This window comes from Phenylobacterium sp. (genome assembly GCF_965229015.1).
GTDB lineage: Bacteria > Pseudomonadota > Alphaproteobacteria > Caulobacterales > Caulobacteraceae > Phenylobacterium.
Genome location: NZ_CBDDIM010000002.1, coordinates 624,852 through 638,591, shown reverse-complemented (window position 1 = coordinate 638,591; position 13,740 = coordinate 624,852). Strand labels below are relative to the sequence as shown.

Annotated in this window: 10 protein-coding genes and 1 tRNA gene; 2 read left to right on the top strand and 9 right to left on the bottom strand. The window is 71.0% G+C overall.

Going from position 1 to position 13,740, the window contains the following annotated elements; translation table 11 throughout:
- Positions 1 to 171: 171 nt before the first annotated feature.
- The 5 genes from ACO06I_RS19400 to ACO06I_RS19380 all read right to left on the bottom strand — a co-directional run bounded on the left by ACO06I_RS19400 (position 172) and on the right by ACO06I_RS19380 (position 5,090).
- Positions 172 to 1,284, bottom strand: coding sequence for a DUF7146 domain-containing protein (locus ACO06I_RS19400; protein WP_421934264.1), 1,113 nt, complete (start codon positions 1,282 to 1,284; stop codon positions 172 to 174).
- 68 nt (positions 1,285 to 1,352) lie between these two features.
- Complete coding sequence (locus tag ACO06I_RS19395; protein WP_421934263.1) at positions 1,353 to 3,449, bottom strand: ParB/RepB/Spo0J family partition protein; 2,097 nt, start codon at positions 3,447 to 3,449, stop codon at positions 1,353 to 1,355.
- 124 nt (positions 3,450 to 3,573) lie between these two features.
- Complete coding sequence (locus tag ACO06I_RS19390) at positions 3,574 to 4,503, bottom strand: ArdC family protein (RefSeq protein ID WP_421934262.1); 930 nt, start codon at positions 4,501 to 4,503, stop codon at positions 3,574 to 3,576.
- Positions 4,504 to 4,581: 78 nt separating this feature from the next.
- On the bottom strand, positions 4,582 to 4,827 hold the full coding sequence (locus tag ACO06I_RS19385; RefSeq protein ID WP_421934261.1) for a hypothetical protein: 246 nt from the start codon (positions 4,825 to 4,827) through the stop codon (positions 4,582 to 4,584).
- Positions 4,828 to 5,013: 186 nt separating this feature from the next.
- A tRNA-Arg gene (locus ACO06I_RS19380) sits at positions 5,014 to 5,090 on the bottom strand.
- A 178-nt stretch (positions 5,091 to 5,268) separates the two neighbouring features.
- On the opposite strand from ACO06I_RS19380, the gene ACO06I_RS19375 reads away from it, so the two are divergent.
- A complete protein-coding gene (locus ACO06I_RS19375) occupies positions 5,269 to 5,934 on the top strand; it encodes a class I SAM-dependent methyltransferase (protein WP_421934260.1) in 666 nt (221 codons plus the stop codon).
- Here the strand turns inward: ACO06I_RS19375 and ACO06I_RS19370 are convergent.
- From ACO06I_RS19370 to ACO06I_RS19360, 3 genes are all read right to left on the bottom strand, one after another.
- Positions 5,910 to 7,607 carry a glycosyltransferase family 4 protein gene (locus ACO06I_RS19370; protein ID WP_421934259.1) on the bottom strand — a complete coding sequence of 566 codons (1,698 nt, stop codon included), beginning with the start codon at positions 7,605 to 7,607 and terminating at the stop codon, positions 5,910 to 5,912. The two genes, ACO06I_RS19375 and ACO06I_RS19370, sit on opposite strands and share 25 nt — an antisense overlap.
- A gap of 37 nt (positions 7,608 to 7,644) precedes the next feature.
- Entirely contained in the window at positions 7,645 to 8,919 is a 1,275-nt protein-coding gene (locus ACO06I_RS19365) for a hypothetical protein (RefSeq protein WP_421934258.1), read from the bottom strand.
- A gap of 284 nt (positions 8,920 to 9,203) precedes the next feature.
- Positions 9,204 to 10,229 (bottom strand): P1 family peptidase, encoded by a 1,026-nt coding sequence (locus tag ACO06I_RS19360; RefSeq protein WP_421934257.1) that lies wholly within the window; start codon positions 10,227 to 10,229, stop codon positions 9,204 to 9,206.
- Between the two features lie 102 nt (positions 10,230 to 10,331).
- On the opposite strand from ACO06I_RS19360, the gene ACO06I_RS19355 reads away from it, so the two are divergent.
- Complete coding sequence (locus ACO06I_RS19355) at positions 10,332 to 12,041, top strand: gamma-glutamyltransferase family protein (RefSeq protein WP_421934256.1); 1,710 nt, start codon at positions 10,332 to 10,334, stop codon at positions 12,039 to 12,041.
- Between the two features lie 149 nt (positions 12,042 to 12,190).
- On the opposite strand, the gene ACO06I_RS19350 is transcribed toward ACO06I_RS19355, so the two are convergent.
- The gene (locus ACO06I_RS19350) at positions 12,191 to 13,675 is read right to left on the bottom strand and encodes a sensor histidine kinase (protein WP_421934255.1); all 1,485 of its coding nucleotides are present in this window, start codon (positions 13,673 to 13,675) and stop codon (positions 12,191 to 12,193) included.
- Between the last annotated feature and the right edge of the window lie 65 nt (positions 13,676 to 13,740).

The window sequence follows — 13,740 nt, the reverse complement described above, 5'->3', positions numbered from 1 at the left end:
CACGGCCGCAGCGGAGCGGAGGACGGCGGGGGCGGCTATTTTGGCTCGCGATGCAAAGCCGAGCCTGCTCGGCGGCGGAAAATAGCCGCCCCCGCCGTTGCGGGGCCGGGCTGCTTGCCGACCGATCGCCCTCTAGAAGGCCGTGGACGGCGGCTCTCCGACGGCCCGCGATCATGCCGACCGGTGCCTTTCCGCAAGCGACCCCGAACCGTCCTGGGTGCCCAGGCCCCCGCTCACGTGGACCCTGCTCCGAAATCGGCGGACGTCCTCGGGAACGAGTTGGGATCGCAGCCCCGCGACCAAGCGGCCGGCGCCGAGATGGCGCAGGTCGTCATTGAAGTCGCCCAGGCTCGGCGAAAGGACCACCGCCTCGATCCCGGCGTTCACGGCGCGCTCGGCGAGAGTCGCGGCCGCCGCGTGGCCGGCCGGGTCGTCGTCACGCGCGATGTAGAGGCGCCGAAGGGTCGGGGGTAGAAGAAGGGCGGCGAGGTGCGCCGACGAGAGGGCGGCGACAAGCGGCAGGTCCGGCATGATGCGGCCTAGCGACAGCAAGGTCTCGATGCCTTCGCCGGCCGCCATGACGTCATGCGCGACGCCGAATCTGACACCCTGCCCCAGGAGGTGTCCCATCGCCCGGCGCGGGGACGCGACCGGGGCTTTGGCGCAGACGGCGTCATCCAGCCAGGTGCGATGCGCCCCGGTCTGCCGGCCGGCGAGGTCGGTGACGGCGGCGATCATCGCGGGCCACGCCGTTCTGGCGTCGGGTGTATCGTCCTTGCCGGGGCGATAGAAGCAGTGCGGATGGAACCGCAGCGCGGCACTGGTCCGTGGATCGGCGATGCCACGGCTGCACAGATAGGCCTCCGCGATCGTGCCCGAGATCGACGTCGACATGGCGAACAGGCGTTGCGCCGCCTGTGGCGATCCCGTGGACGCCCTGACATGGCGGCGGCGTGGCGCCGTAGCGGGTTCTGGTCTTGGCAGCGCGAGGAACCGGCGCGCCTCGTCCAAGGTGTCGCGCAAGCGGTGGAGACCCTGGTTCAGGGCGATGAGGTCGAGCAGATCGCCATGCTCGCCCGTGGCCGCATCGGTCCATTTGCCCACGGCGCCCCGCCCCTCGTCCGAGCCCCGCAGTCGGACATAGAGACTGCGTCCCGGTGTATTCCGAGCATCGCCAACGAGCCAGTAACGGCCTTCGCGCCGGCCCTTGGAGAGGTAGTGGCGGCACACGGCCTCGGCGTGATCAGCAAGGCGGTGCGCCAGGTCGGACGCGGTCGTCCGCATGGCATGGCTCCCAAAGAAAAGGGACCCGCCGCAGACGACGGGTCCCTCAGGTCGATCAGGGGCTCGACCTACTCGGCGGCGAAGGCGTGGGGGTCCGCCTGCCGACCGCCAGCATCCTCATCGTCCGGTCCGGCGTCGATAGCCTGTTCGCCGCCGATCGCCGCCGACGGCGCCTCAACGTTGTCGACGGACGGCTGTTCGGCTTCCACCACAGGGTCCGACGAGCGCGCGCGCGGGGTGCGCAGGGGCTCCGGAAGCCAGCCCGACCCTGCTAACACCTGTTCGGCCTCCGTCGCCATGTCGCCCTTCTTGAGATGATCGATCCGCTGGGCGGCGGCCTCGCCCCTGGCTTCCTGGACAGCGAGAAGGATGCGCGCCTTGGTGACCCGGCCCAGGAAGTTGTCGACGGTCGGCGTCCATCCCACCGCCGCCATGTCGAGACCCAGGGCCTGGGCCAGACGGTCGGCGTGGGCCAACGCTTTCGGTCGCCGGTTCCAGGCCTCGTGGACGGCGTTCAAGGTCAGGCCGACGCAATGGGCGAACAGGGCCTGACGGCTGTCGAGGTCGAAGGCTGCCAGCGCGTCCCACAGACTCCCGGGATCGCCGGGGAGTTGGTCGGTCCAGGTCCGGTGGCGCGCCTCGACCGCCTTGGCGCTCACCGTATCGGCCAGGCCCGGCGCCTGCTGGCCGAACACGACGCTCTTGGCCTCGATCTCCAAGCAGGAGTCCAAGCCATAGCGGTAGAAGAGCTTCAGGCAGAGGACATGCAGCATCGCGAGGAACGCCAGGTCCGGGTCACCGGCCAGGGCCTCGCGGAGCGCCAGGGTGCGGTGCGCCGTCAGCTCGGTGACGAGGCGATCGGGAAGCGGCCGGAGACCTTCGTCCTCTTCCGACGGTTTAGCGGCCACGACGTCCGCCTCGTCATCGTCGTGATGTTCGGGCTCGTCCGACGCCGCCGGATCGGCGGGGTCGGCGTCGGGCTCTTCGACCACCGGCTCGTCCTCCGGGCGGACATAGCCGCGCTCGACGCGCAGCGTTCCCGACGCATCGACGCTGACGAAGGCGCCGGCGCGGGCGACATCGGCGGGCTCGTAGACGACGGGACGGTTCTGGAGCGCCTCCAGGGCCGTCTCGATCTCGCCGAGCCGCTGGTCGACTTCGTCGGGCAGATCCTCGACCTCGGCATAGGTCTCTTCCAGACCCTCGTACTCGGCCTTCAGCGCGACCTGGGTCGCGGCCTCTTCATCCGTCAACGCGGCCGCCTCGCCCGACAGCCGCCGCTGGCCGAAGGTGTGGCCATAGGGAAAGTCGGTCGCGACCTCGACCCACTTCCAGCCCTCCGCCCGGATGGCGTCGGCTTCGCGCTCCAGCTTCTCGGCCACCAGATGATCGAGCAGGCCGGGGTCTTGCAGCCAGCCGCCCTCGTCATGCTGGAAGAGATCGCGCATGACGGCGCCGCCGGCGGCCTCGTAGTCCGTCCCGGCGAACTGGGCGCGCCGGTCGGATGCGCGCACCGCGCCCTCGGTCAGCAGGCGGCGGATCTGATAGGCTTCCTTGTTGTAGCCCCGCTGGATCGCCTCCCAGACCTGTTCCTGGCGTTCGTGGTCGGGGCCGACGGAGAAGGCCATGAGCTGGTCAAGGGTCATACCGTCCTCGGCATAGACCTCCAGAAGCTTGGGCGAGACGGACGCCAGGCGCAGGCGCTGGCGAACCACCTGCACACCGACGAAGAAGGCCGCCGCGATCTCCTCCTCGCTCTGGCCCTTCTCGCGCAAGGCGAGGAAGGCGCGGAACTGGTCGAGCGGATGCAGCGGCGCACGCTGGAGGTTCTCGGCCAGGCTGTCCTCCTCGGCGATCCCATCGGTGCGGACCACGCAGGGGACGGGCGCGGTGCGGGCCAGGCGCTTCTGCCTCACCAGCCGTTCCAGCGCCCGGTAGCGGCGACCGCCGGCCGGGATCTCGAACATGCCGGTCTCGGCGCCGTCGGCGTCCAGCCCGGGCCGCACAGTGATGCTCTGCAGCAGGGTGCGCCGGGCGATGTCCTCGGCCAACTCCTCGATCGAGACGCCGGCCTTGACGCGCCGGACGTTCGACTGGCTCAGCACCAGCTTGTTGAAGGGGATGTCGCGCGAGGCGCTGAGGACGATCTTCTGAACCTGGGTCATGGTAGGGCTCCATGACGGGCCGGCCGCGAGACCTTCTCTCGACCTTCAAGCCCGTCACGAAGCTCCCGCCCCCCTCTTCCTCTGTGACCCATCCACCGCCCCGGCAGCGCAGGCGGGACGCGCGTCACGCGGCCACCGCGGCGGCCGGCGCGTCGCGCCGGAAGGCCAGGAGATAGTCCGCGGCCTTCGACGCGGCGCTGGCGGTGCGGACGATGGCGCGATTGTCCGCTCGCAGCACATCCAGCCAGGCGCCGAGATAGTCGGCGTGGCGGACGCTGGGCGTGATGCCGAGCGAGGCGCAGACGAAGGCGCTGGTCATTTCGGCGACCAATTCCTCCTTGGCGTAGAGCGCCGAACCCATGGCGCCCGATTGATCCCGGGCCAGCCGCGCCGAATGACCCGTCCAGTGGCCAAGTTCGTGCAGCGCGGTCCGGTGCCAATTGATCGGTTCGAAATAGGCGTCGGGCCGAGGGACCTGCACGAAGTCATGCGACGGACTGTAGAAGGCCTGATCGCCGCCGATTCGGAAGTCTGCGCCCGTCGCGGCGATCAGGGCTTCGGCCTGCGGCGCGATCAATCCGTCAGGGATCGGCGCGGGCGGCGGGGCGATGTCCTGCGGCAGATTCTCAAATTGGTCGATGTTGAACACCGTGAAGCGCTTGAGGAAGAGGACGGCGCTCGCCTCACCGCCTTCGCGCGCGACGCGCTGCCGCTCGTCGCTAGGCGTGAAGCGGTCGGCGAAGACCACGGTCACGCCATGCGCGCCCTTGCGGACATTGCCCCCCAGCCCCAGCGCCTGGCGAAAGGTGAGCCACGATGGGCTGCCATGGCCGTGGTCGATGGCGGCGCCCCATAAGATTAATACATTGATCCCGGAGTAGGCCCGACCGGTGGCGGCGTTGCTCGGCATGGCCAGCGTCGTCTTGTTGGCCGCCCAGGGCTGGACCCACGGCAGGCGGCCGGCCTCCAACTCGGCGATGATCTTGTCAGTGATGTCTTGGTATAGGCTCGTCCGGGCCTGGCCGGACCGAGCGCGAGCGGCGTTGCGTGGCATCGCGGATCTCCGCGACGGGCGCCGCGAGCCTCTCCCGCGACCTCAACCCGTCACGGCCAACCCGGCCGCACTCTCGCTCTAGGCGTCTTGAAGCCCACCCCTCTCCCGGATCACTTTGCTCCATCGGGGATCGAAGACCGCCTGTTCGAGAGTCCGCAGGAACGCGATCCGGTCGGCGATGAGGCTGGACGCCGAGATGATGCTGGATAGTTCGGTGCGCTCAAGCAGCGACGAGAACTGATTCTGCTTTTCCTTCGGCAAGCCAACAACGGCGTGCAGAATTTGGGTCAGGGAGTCAGGATTGTGCCTCAGCGCCTCGCGCAAGAGCGCGAGGGTAAATCACTGCCGCAGCCCAATCCGAGCGATCTGGCGCCCACTCCCACGATCCACAGAGTGCACGCCCATCAGAACACAAACGAAATCCCCCGACTAAACCCCCGACTAAAGTCGGTTTCTAGTCGGGGGCGGCCCCGAGAGGCTGCCACATCGCATTGATTTTCTTGGGAAAATTGGCGCGCCCGGAACGATTCGAACGTCCGACCCTCAGATTCGTAGTCTGATGCTCTATCCAGCTGAGCTACGGGCGCGCATCGCCTGTCGGCGAAGGGCGGGTATCTAGCGGTTCGTTGGCGGCGATTCAACCACGATCTCGCCGCATGGGCCGCCAAGGCCGATATGTCCCGGCGAACTTGACGCGTCCGGTGGGAGCCAACATAGGGGATGCAACGAGGGTGGCCGCAACCGCGCACCCACAAGGCGACCCAGATGACCGACAGCGCAGCCCCGCCCGAAATCGTCTTCTACGAATTCTCCACCGACTGGTTCTCGGGCAACATCCCCACCTGGCGGCAGATCGTCGAGCGCGACAAGCCGCGCAAGATCCTGGAGATCGGGTCCTTCGAGGGCCGTTCCACCGTCTGGATGGTGGAGCACTGCACCGCCGCGGCGGGCGGCGACATCGAGATCTTCTGCGTCGACAGCTGGGGCGGCGGGATCGAGCACCAGCCGGGGGGCGAGATCGAGACCTCGATGCCCGACGTCGAGAAGCGCTTCGACCGCAATATCGAGATCGCCCGCACCAAGACCCCCCACAAGGCCGAGATCCGCAAGCTGAAGAGCTATTCCAACCTCGCCCTGGCCGACCTGATCGCGCAGCGGAAGATCGAGTATTTCGACCTGATCTATATCGACGGCTCGCACCAGGCGCCCGACGTCCTGACCGACGCGGTGATGGCCTTTCCGCTGCTGCGGGTCGGCGGGGTGATGATCTTTGACGACTACCTGTGGTCCATGGACCGGCCCGGGACCCAGGACGTGCTGAAGATGCCCAAGCCGGCGATCGACGCCTTCATCAACATCTTCCAGCGCAAGATGAACGTCTTCCGCGGCGCGCCGCTGGGCCAGCTCTACACCCGCAAGATCGGGGCCTGATCCTCGCCGGCCGCCAGCCAGTCCAGCATGCCGAGCTTGCACATCCACATCAGGCCCATCTGCACGGCCCGCCGGCGTTCGGGCGGGAAGGTGAGCAGGATGTCCTTCACCGTGCGCTGAGCCGTCCCCAGGGCCGCCAGCACCGCGGCGCATTCCTCGGCTGAACAGCGCCAGGAACTGGCGAAACGGTCGAGCTCCAGGCCCATGGCGCGGTCGATATCGGCCGGCGTCACCCCCGGCCGGACGCAGAGCAGGGTCTCCAGGGTCTGGACCTCGCTGGCGAAGCCGGCGAAATCGCGGTGTGGATCGCCCTTCACCGGATTGAGCCCGCCTCGGGTCGCATCCGCCGGCGCGGCCAGGCGGATGGCGGTCAGCTCGTCGGCCAGGGCCGCGTACTGGCGGGCCACCACCGGCCAGTCGAACACCGCCCGCACGCGCTGGCGGCCGGCCTCCCCCATGCGGCGACGCAGGTCGGGCGAGGCGATCAGGGCCGCGATGGCCTCGGCCGCGCGCCCCACATGGACGGCGGTGTGCTGGGCCAGGCCCCCCACATAGAGCTGGTAGGACTCCAGCCCCAGGACGTGCCGCTCGGCCGCGGCGATCCCCAGGCTGGCGGGCGGCCCGCCCAGGGTGGGAATCAGGAAGCCCTGCTCGCCGTCCTGGACGGTGTAGCGGTAGCCGTCCCAGTCGCTCACCACCACCGGCAGGCCCGCGGCCATGGCCTCCACCGGGGTGATGCCGAAGGTCTCCTGGATGTTGTCCACCAGCGAGATGAAGATGTCCGAGGCGGCCCAGAAGCCCCCCACCCGGCCCTGGTCGTTGCCGTCCAGGAAGTGGACCGCCACGTCGGGGGCGTAGGCCTCAGCGGCCTGCTGGTAGCGGGCCCGGTCCTGGTCGCCATTGGGGAACCAGCCCACCATGGCGAAGGCCACCTTGGCGCCGGCGGCCTGGGCGGCCTCCTGCACGGCGCGGAACATGGGCTGGGGGGCGGCCTTCTCGAAGAAGGAGAGCCGCCCCAGCCACAGGACCAGGATGTCGTCCTCGCCCAGGCCCAGTTCCTGGCGCAGCTGCGCGCGCACCTGCGGGCGATCGGCGCGGGCCTGGATCGCCGGCTGGTCGACGCCCAGCGGGATCAGGGGCAGGCGCGGCTTGGGGTTCTTCGCGCCCCCGAAGCGGTCGCCGAGGAACTCCGCCCACTCGTCGAACATGCGGTTGAGCGCGTCCTGCACCGAGGGCGAGGTGCAGATGAGCGCGTCCCAGGCCTGGATGGGGGAGATGGCCGCCGTGGCCATGTCCTGGCGCAGGGCCGGCGGCGCCAGGGTGTGGACCAGACCCATCAGGCTGTAGGCCCGGTCCCCCACGGCGCGACGCCGCAGCCAGGCGATGTCGGAGAGCGCCGGGGTGCCGCGCAGCAGGACGCCGGCCTCGGCCACCCGCCCCTGGGCCAGCAGGCTGGCGGTGGTCAGGGCCGCCCCGCCGGGCGCGTCCCCCAGCAGGCCCTGGCGCAGGGCCGCGTCGCTGATATTGGCCTGGCTGAGGAAGCTGACCTGGTCGAAGCCCCCATGGGCGGCCAGCGCCCGGAACAGCTCCAGGTTGGCCACGTCCTTGCCGAACGGGTTGTTGACCAGGTTGAACTGGCCCGAGGGATGGTAGATCGCCAGTCGCGACGCCAAGGCCCGCCTCGTTCTCTAGAGGCGTCTGCCCGCCCGATCAGAAGCGGGGAATACGACCTCCCAGACCGCGCAGCAAGGCGCCGCCAATGGCCTCGGCCGGGGTCTGGGGCGCGGTCTGCGGCGCGCCCGGGGCCGGACGCCCCTCGGCCTGGCCGCGCGGGCCGCCGCCGGGCATCTCCATCCCCAGCAGGGCGCCGGTCTGCGACTTGTAGCGGACCTTCACCGTCCACTCGATGTTCCACGGGACCTTGGGATCGGCGGGCCGGGCCGGATAGGAGAGGTTGGTCTCGTTCCCGTAGGCCGCCAGCTGCACCATGGCCTGGGGGGCGACCTTCACCACCTCCTGCGGGATCGTGCAGGCGGTGGTCTGCGGTCCCATCAGGGCGCGCGACGCCACCAGCCGGGCGATGTCGCCATTGCTGAGATAGTCGGGCAGGGAGAAGGCCGAGGCCTGGACCTCGCTGGAGGTCCACAGGACCACGGTGTCGTTCTCGCCGCCGCCGATGGCGGTGGCCAGATAGGCCTGGGCCCCGGGAACCGCGCCCCAGCCGAGCTGGCCCGCGCCGCTGGCGCCGATGGCGTTGGTGACGAGGTTCAGCGGCCCGAGGAAGTCCTGGCCCGCATTCAGGCTGAAGCGGATGTCGGGGCTGTAGGTCCCGCGGATCAGGTGCTCGCCCACCAGGGAGCCGTTCCCCGGCACGCTGGTGCGGGTCTTCTCGTTGGGCCACTCGCCATAGGTGGCGTTGCGGGTGGGCGAGGGCGGCTGCATCGGGGTGATGGCCAGGCCGCGGCCCATGGCCTCCATCCCGGCGGGCGCCTTGCCGGCCGCCATCTGGGCGAAGTCGATGACGATCGGCTGGCCGGGCTTGGCGTGCTCGCCGCAGCCCCAGAAGATCAGCATCCGGCCCTTGGGCTTCTGATAGTCCCGCGGCACGGTCGGGCTCTCCTCCGTGCGCTGGGTCGGCTGGGCGCGCGGGGTCACCAGGGGCAGGCTCGGACCGGCCTTGAGGGCCTGGGGCGGCAGGTGTTCGGCGGTGGGCTCCCCCGTTGGCTTGCGGGCCGAGCCGAGCTGCAGGGTGAGCGTCTTGCTGGCCCCGCCGCCGCCGCCCATCATGCCCATCATCTGGCCCATGGAGGGCCGCGCGCCGCCCGCGCCGCCGCCGGCCATCCCGGCGCCGAAGCCCGACGTCGTCTGGGCGCTCATCCAGTAGACCGCCACCGGGCCGGTCACGACCTGCTTCTGCTGCGCGTCGGCCGCCCCTGCCGTGAGCGCCATCACACTGACCGCTGTCGCCGTCTTCACCCAAGCCATTGGACGTCTCCTGAAACCCCGAAAGCCGCGTGGCTTAGCTTTTACGTCCGCCGAGGGCATTCGGCAAAATCGAAGAGGGGGTCTGCGTTCCCGCAGCAAAGCCCAGGCGCGGGGCCGTGGGATTGATCGGGGTCAAGGGCGGGGGACACAAGCCAACCCACCACGTCATCCCGGCCGCAGCGAAGCGGAGAGCCGGGACCCAGGGGCCGCAATTAGTCCCCCTGGGTCCCGGGTCTCCCCTGCGGGTCGCCCGGGATGACGGGAGTGGGTCGGAGACGGACCCCCTACAGATCCCGCCAGCAGCGAACCTGCGAGCCCGGCCAGGGAGTGGCCTCGAACACCGCCCGGGCCACCGCGCGGGCCAGGACGTCGGCGGCGAGGGCGCCGATGCGGGCGATGGTGAAGTCGCCGCCCTCCAGGGGCCGGCGGCCGGTGGACAGCGCGAAGACCACGTCGCCGTCGAAGGGGGCGTGGATCGGGCGGATGGACCGCGCCAGGCCGTCCTGGGCCATCACCGCCACCCGCTTGGCCTGGGCCGGCGTCAGCGCCACGTCGGTGGCCACGCAGGCGATGGTGGTGTTCATCCGCGCCTTGGGGTCGGCCTTGGCCAGTCCCCAGGCGTCGGGCCGGGCCGACAGCCCCGCCACGCCCAGGCCGCCGAACTCCGCCCCCATCTCGAAGGGCGCGGCCCAGAAGGTCCTGTCGTCCCCGGAGACGACCGAGCCGAAGCTGTTGACGCAGACCAGGGCGCCCACGGTGATCCCGTCGGCCGCGACGATGGAGGCCGAGCCCGTCCCGCCCTTCAGGGATCCGGCCATGGCGCCGTAGCCGCCGCCGGCCGTGCCGAGCGCGAAGTCCAGGCCCGCGGCCGCCACGGCCTCGCGCCCCAGGCGGCGATAGGGCGGGTCCTCCCCCCAGTCGCGGTCGCCGCCATTGGCCAGGTCGAAGAGGATGGCGCCGGGGACCACCGGCGAGGGCGGCACGCCGGGCCGCGCCAGGCCGCCATAGCCCCGCCCGCGGGCGCCCAGCCAGCCCACCACCCCGTCGCCGGCCGCCAGGCCGTAGACCGAGCCTCCCGACAGCACGATGGCGTCGATGGCCTCCACCAGGTTCTCCGGCGCGAGCGCGTCGGTCTCCCGGGTGCCGGGTCCGCCGCCGCGCACGTCGCAGGCGGCCACGGCCCGGTCGTCGGGCAGGATCACGCTCACCCCGGTGCGGGCGGCGACGTCCTGGGCCTGGCCCACGGTCAGACCGGGCACATCGGTGATCAGGTTGCGCGTTCCGGGGGCGGCGGCGGGCTTTTGGGTCATGGTCGGCACGAAGAGCATGGCTTGAGGTTTGTTGTCCACGCGCGGCTGGTTAAGGTGGCGCCTCGCATTTCCGTCGCTCCCCCTTTTCCGCGTGGTCCGTCCGTGTCGCATTTCAAGCGTTTGAGCATCGTCCTGCTGGCCTGCCTCGCCAGCGCCTGCGCCAGCCTCAACACCACCCCCTCCCCCCCGGCGCCCAGCGCCGGCAAGGGCATGGTGGCCGCGGCCAACCCCCTGGCGGTGGAGGCGGGCGTCAAGGTGCTGGCCCGGGGCGGCTCGGCGGTGGACGCCGCCGTCGCCGTCCAGGCCGTGCTGGGCCTGGTGGAGCCGCAGAGCTCGGGTCTCGGGGGCGGCGCCTTCATGACCTATTACGACGCCAAGACCCGCAAGGTGACCGCCTATAACGGTCGCGAGACCGCGCCGGCCGCCGCCACCCCGGCCCTGTTCCTGGACGAGGCCACCGGCAAGCCCCTGCCCTTCCCGGTCGCCGTGCTCAGCGGCCGCTCCACCGGCGTCCCCGGCGCCATCGCCATGCTCTCCCTGGCGCAATCGCAGCATGGCAAGCTGGCCTGGAACACCCTGTTCGGCGACGCCGAGAAGCTGGCCGACCAGGGCTTCTCGGTCAGTCCGCGCCTGGCCTACATGATTCAGGGCCGTTTCCCCCAGACCAGCGCCCCGGACGTGGTGGCCTATTTCACCAAGCCCGACGGCGCCCGCTACGTGGCCGGCGATACGCTGAAGAACCCCGCCTACGCCGCCTCGGTGCGCAAGATCGCCGCCGAGGGGCCCAAGGCCATCCTGCAGGGCCCGATCGCCGAGGCCATCGTGGCGCGCCTGCACCAGGGCGACCGGCCCAGCGCCATGACCCTGGCCGACCTGGCGGCCTACAAGCCCAAGGCCGGGCCCGCCACCTGCCGCACCTTCCGCGTCTACCTGGTCTGCACGCCCCCGGCCCCCTCGGGCGGCCCAGCCCTGCTGGAGGGTCTGGCGATCCTGGAGCACACCGACGTCGCGGCCCACCCCAATGACGTCCAGGGCTGGTACCTGTTCGCCCAGGCCAGCCGCCTGATGTACGCCGACCGCGACCGCTACATGGGCGACCCCGACTTCGTGGACGTCCCCACCGCCGGCCTGCTGGACCCGGCCTATGCGGCCAGCCGCGCGGCCCTGATCAATCCCGACATGGCCGGTCCCGCCCCCGTCCCTGGCAAGCCCAAGGGCGCAGGCGTCCGCGCCCCCGACGCCACCCTGGAGCCCGGCGGCACCTCGCACATGGTCATCGTCGACGCCGAGGGGAACGCCGTCTCCATGACCACCACGGTGGAGAGCATCTTCGGCAACGGCCGCATGGTCGGCGGCTTCTTCCTCAACAACCAGCTCACCGACTTCTCCTTCTCGCCCACCGAGAAGGACGGGGTCGCCGCCGCCAACGCGGTGGCCGGGGGCAAGCGGCCGCGCTCGTCGATGGCGCCCGCCGTGGTGCTCGACAAGGACCGCCGCTTCGTGGCCGCCGTGGGCTCGCCGGGGGGCTCGGCCATCCTGGCCTACAACCTCAAGGCCCTGGTGGCCCTGCTGGACTGGAAGCTGCCCATCGACCAGGCCATCGCCCTGCCCAACCTGATCGCGCGCGGCGATGTCTACGCCTCCGAACCGGCCAAGTTCCCCCCCGGCGTCGTCGAGGGCCTGGAGGCCAAGGGCGTCAAGCTCAGCAAGGGCGGCGGCGAGGACTCCGGCCTGCACGGCATCGTCATGACCCCCACCGGCCTGGTGGGCGCCGCCGACCCCCGCCGCGAGGGCGTGGCGAAGGCGCCGTAGCCAAATTCCTCCCCCTCCGGGGGAGGGGGACCGCGAAGCGGTGGAGGGGGTTAGGGCTGTGCAACCCGGTAAGGGCCTAGCCCCCTCCGTCTCGCGGCCTTCGGCCACGATCCACCTCCCCCGAAACGGCCAGCGGCCTGGGGGAGGAATTAGGAGCTCTTCGTCCGCGTCCGCTTCGGCTTCAAGCGCGGCGGGGTCCCCGGCAGGCGCAGTTCGAACACCGAGCCCGCCTCCCCGGTCTCCGCCAGCACCAGGTCGCCGCCGTGGCCCTGGGCCAGCTCGCGGGCGATGGCCAGACCCAGGCCCGCACCCCCCGGCCGGCTGGACCCCGCGAAGGGCTGGAAGATCTTTTCCCGCGCCCGGGCCGAGACCCCCGGCCCATTGTCGGTGAACCGGATCAGGGTCGCGCCCTCCGCCTGGGCGATCGCCACGGTGACCACCCCCGGTTCGCGGCGCCCCTCCTGCTGCTCGACGGCCTCCCGCGCATTGCGCAGCAGGTTGACGACGATGCGGTGCAGCTGGTCGGGATCGGCCACCACCTGGTCGGCGGGGTCGACCGCCATCTCCAGGCGCACGGTCTCCGGCGACAGGCGGGCCTCCTCGGCGGCCATCTCAAGGGCGGCGGCCAGCGGCGTGGGCCGCGCGTCGGGGGCGGCCTCCTGGGTCTTGCCATAGACCAGGACGTCGGTGGCCAGCTTCACCGCCCGGTCCAGGGCCCGCTCCAGGCGCGGCAGGGCCTGGGCCACCTTGGGGTCCCGCGAGGCCGCCAGGCGCTCCGACGCGATCTGGGCGCTGGTGAGCATGTTGCGCAGGTCGTGATTGATCTTGGCCACCGCCTCGCCCAGCTGGGCCAGACGGGCGCGGGAATTGAGCGCCACCCGCAGGTCGGCCTGCATCAGGTCCAGCTCCACCTCGGCGCGGCCGATCTCGTCGCGGCGGCCCGAGGGCTCCAGGTGCGAGGCCGGGTCGTCCGGATCGGCGCGGAACCGCTCCATGGCGTGGGTGATCCGCTGCATGGGCCGCACCAGGAAGAAGGCGAGGGACAGATAGACCAGGATGCCGGCCATGGCGGCCACGAAGGCCATCACCAGCAGCAGCTGCCACAGATAGCGGGTCAGCTCGCGCTTCAGGGCCGCGTCGGGGGCGACGATCTCGATGAAGTCGGCCTTGCGGATGCGGGGTTCGGCGATCACCCGGACCATGCGGCCCTCGCCGCCGCCCATCAGGGTCTGGAACGGGGCCGCCAGCCAGGAGATCGGCGCCTGGTCGCGCAGGTCCACCAGATAGGGCGCCCGGGCCAGCTTGGGCCCCTGCAGCACCAGGCGGCGCATGCCCTCGGTCTGGATCGCCACCCGCTGCACCCCGGCGCCCTCCAGCAGCTGGGCGGCGAGCGCCTCGCTCACCACCCGGTCGGGGGCGACGTCGGGGGCGATGGTGGCCAGTTCGGCGGCGCGGACCCGGTCCAGCAGCCACTGCTCCTCGAAGGCCGCGAGCGCCGGAGGCAGGATCATGCCCCCCGCCGCGGAGACGAACAGGATGGTGAGGATCAGCAGACGCGCGGAGAGGCCGCCCGGCCAGAAGAACCGCCGTCTGGTCCGCCTCGGGGGCGCCTGAGGCTGAGGGGCGTCCGCCATGAACCTTCCCCCTACTTCACCGTGGCGCTTTCGGCAACGCGACGTCTGTTCGCGCGTGAGGGGAA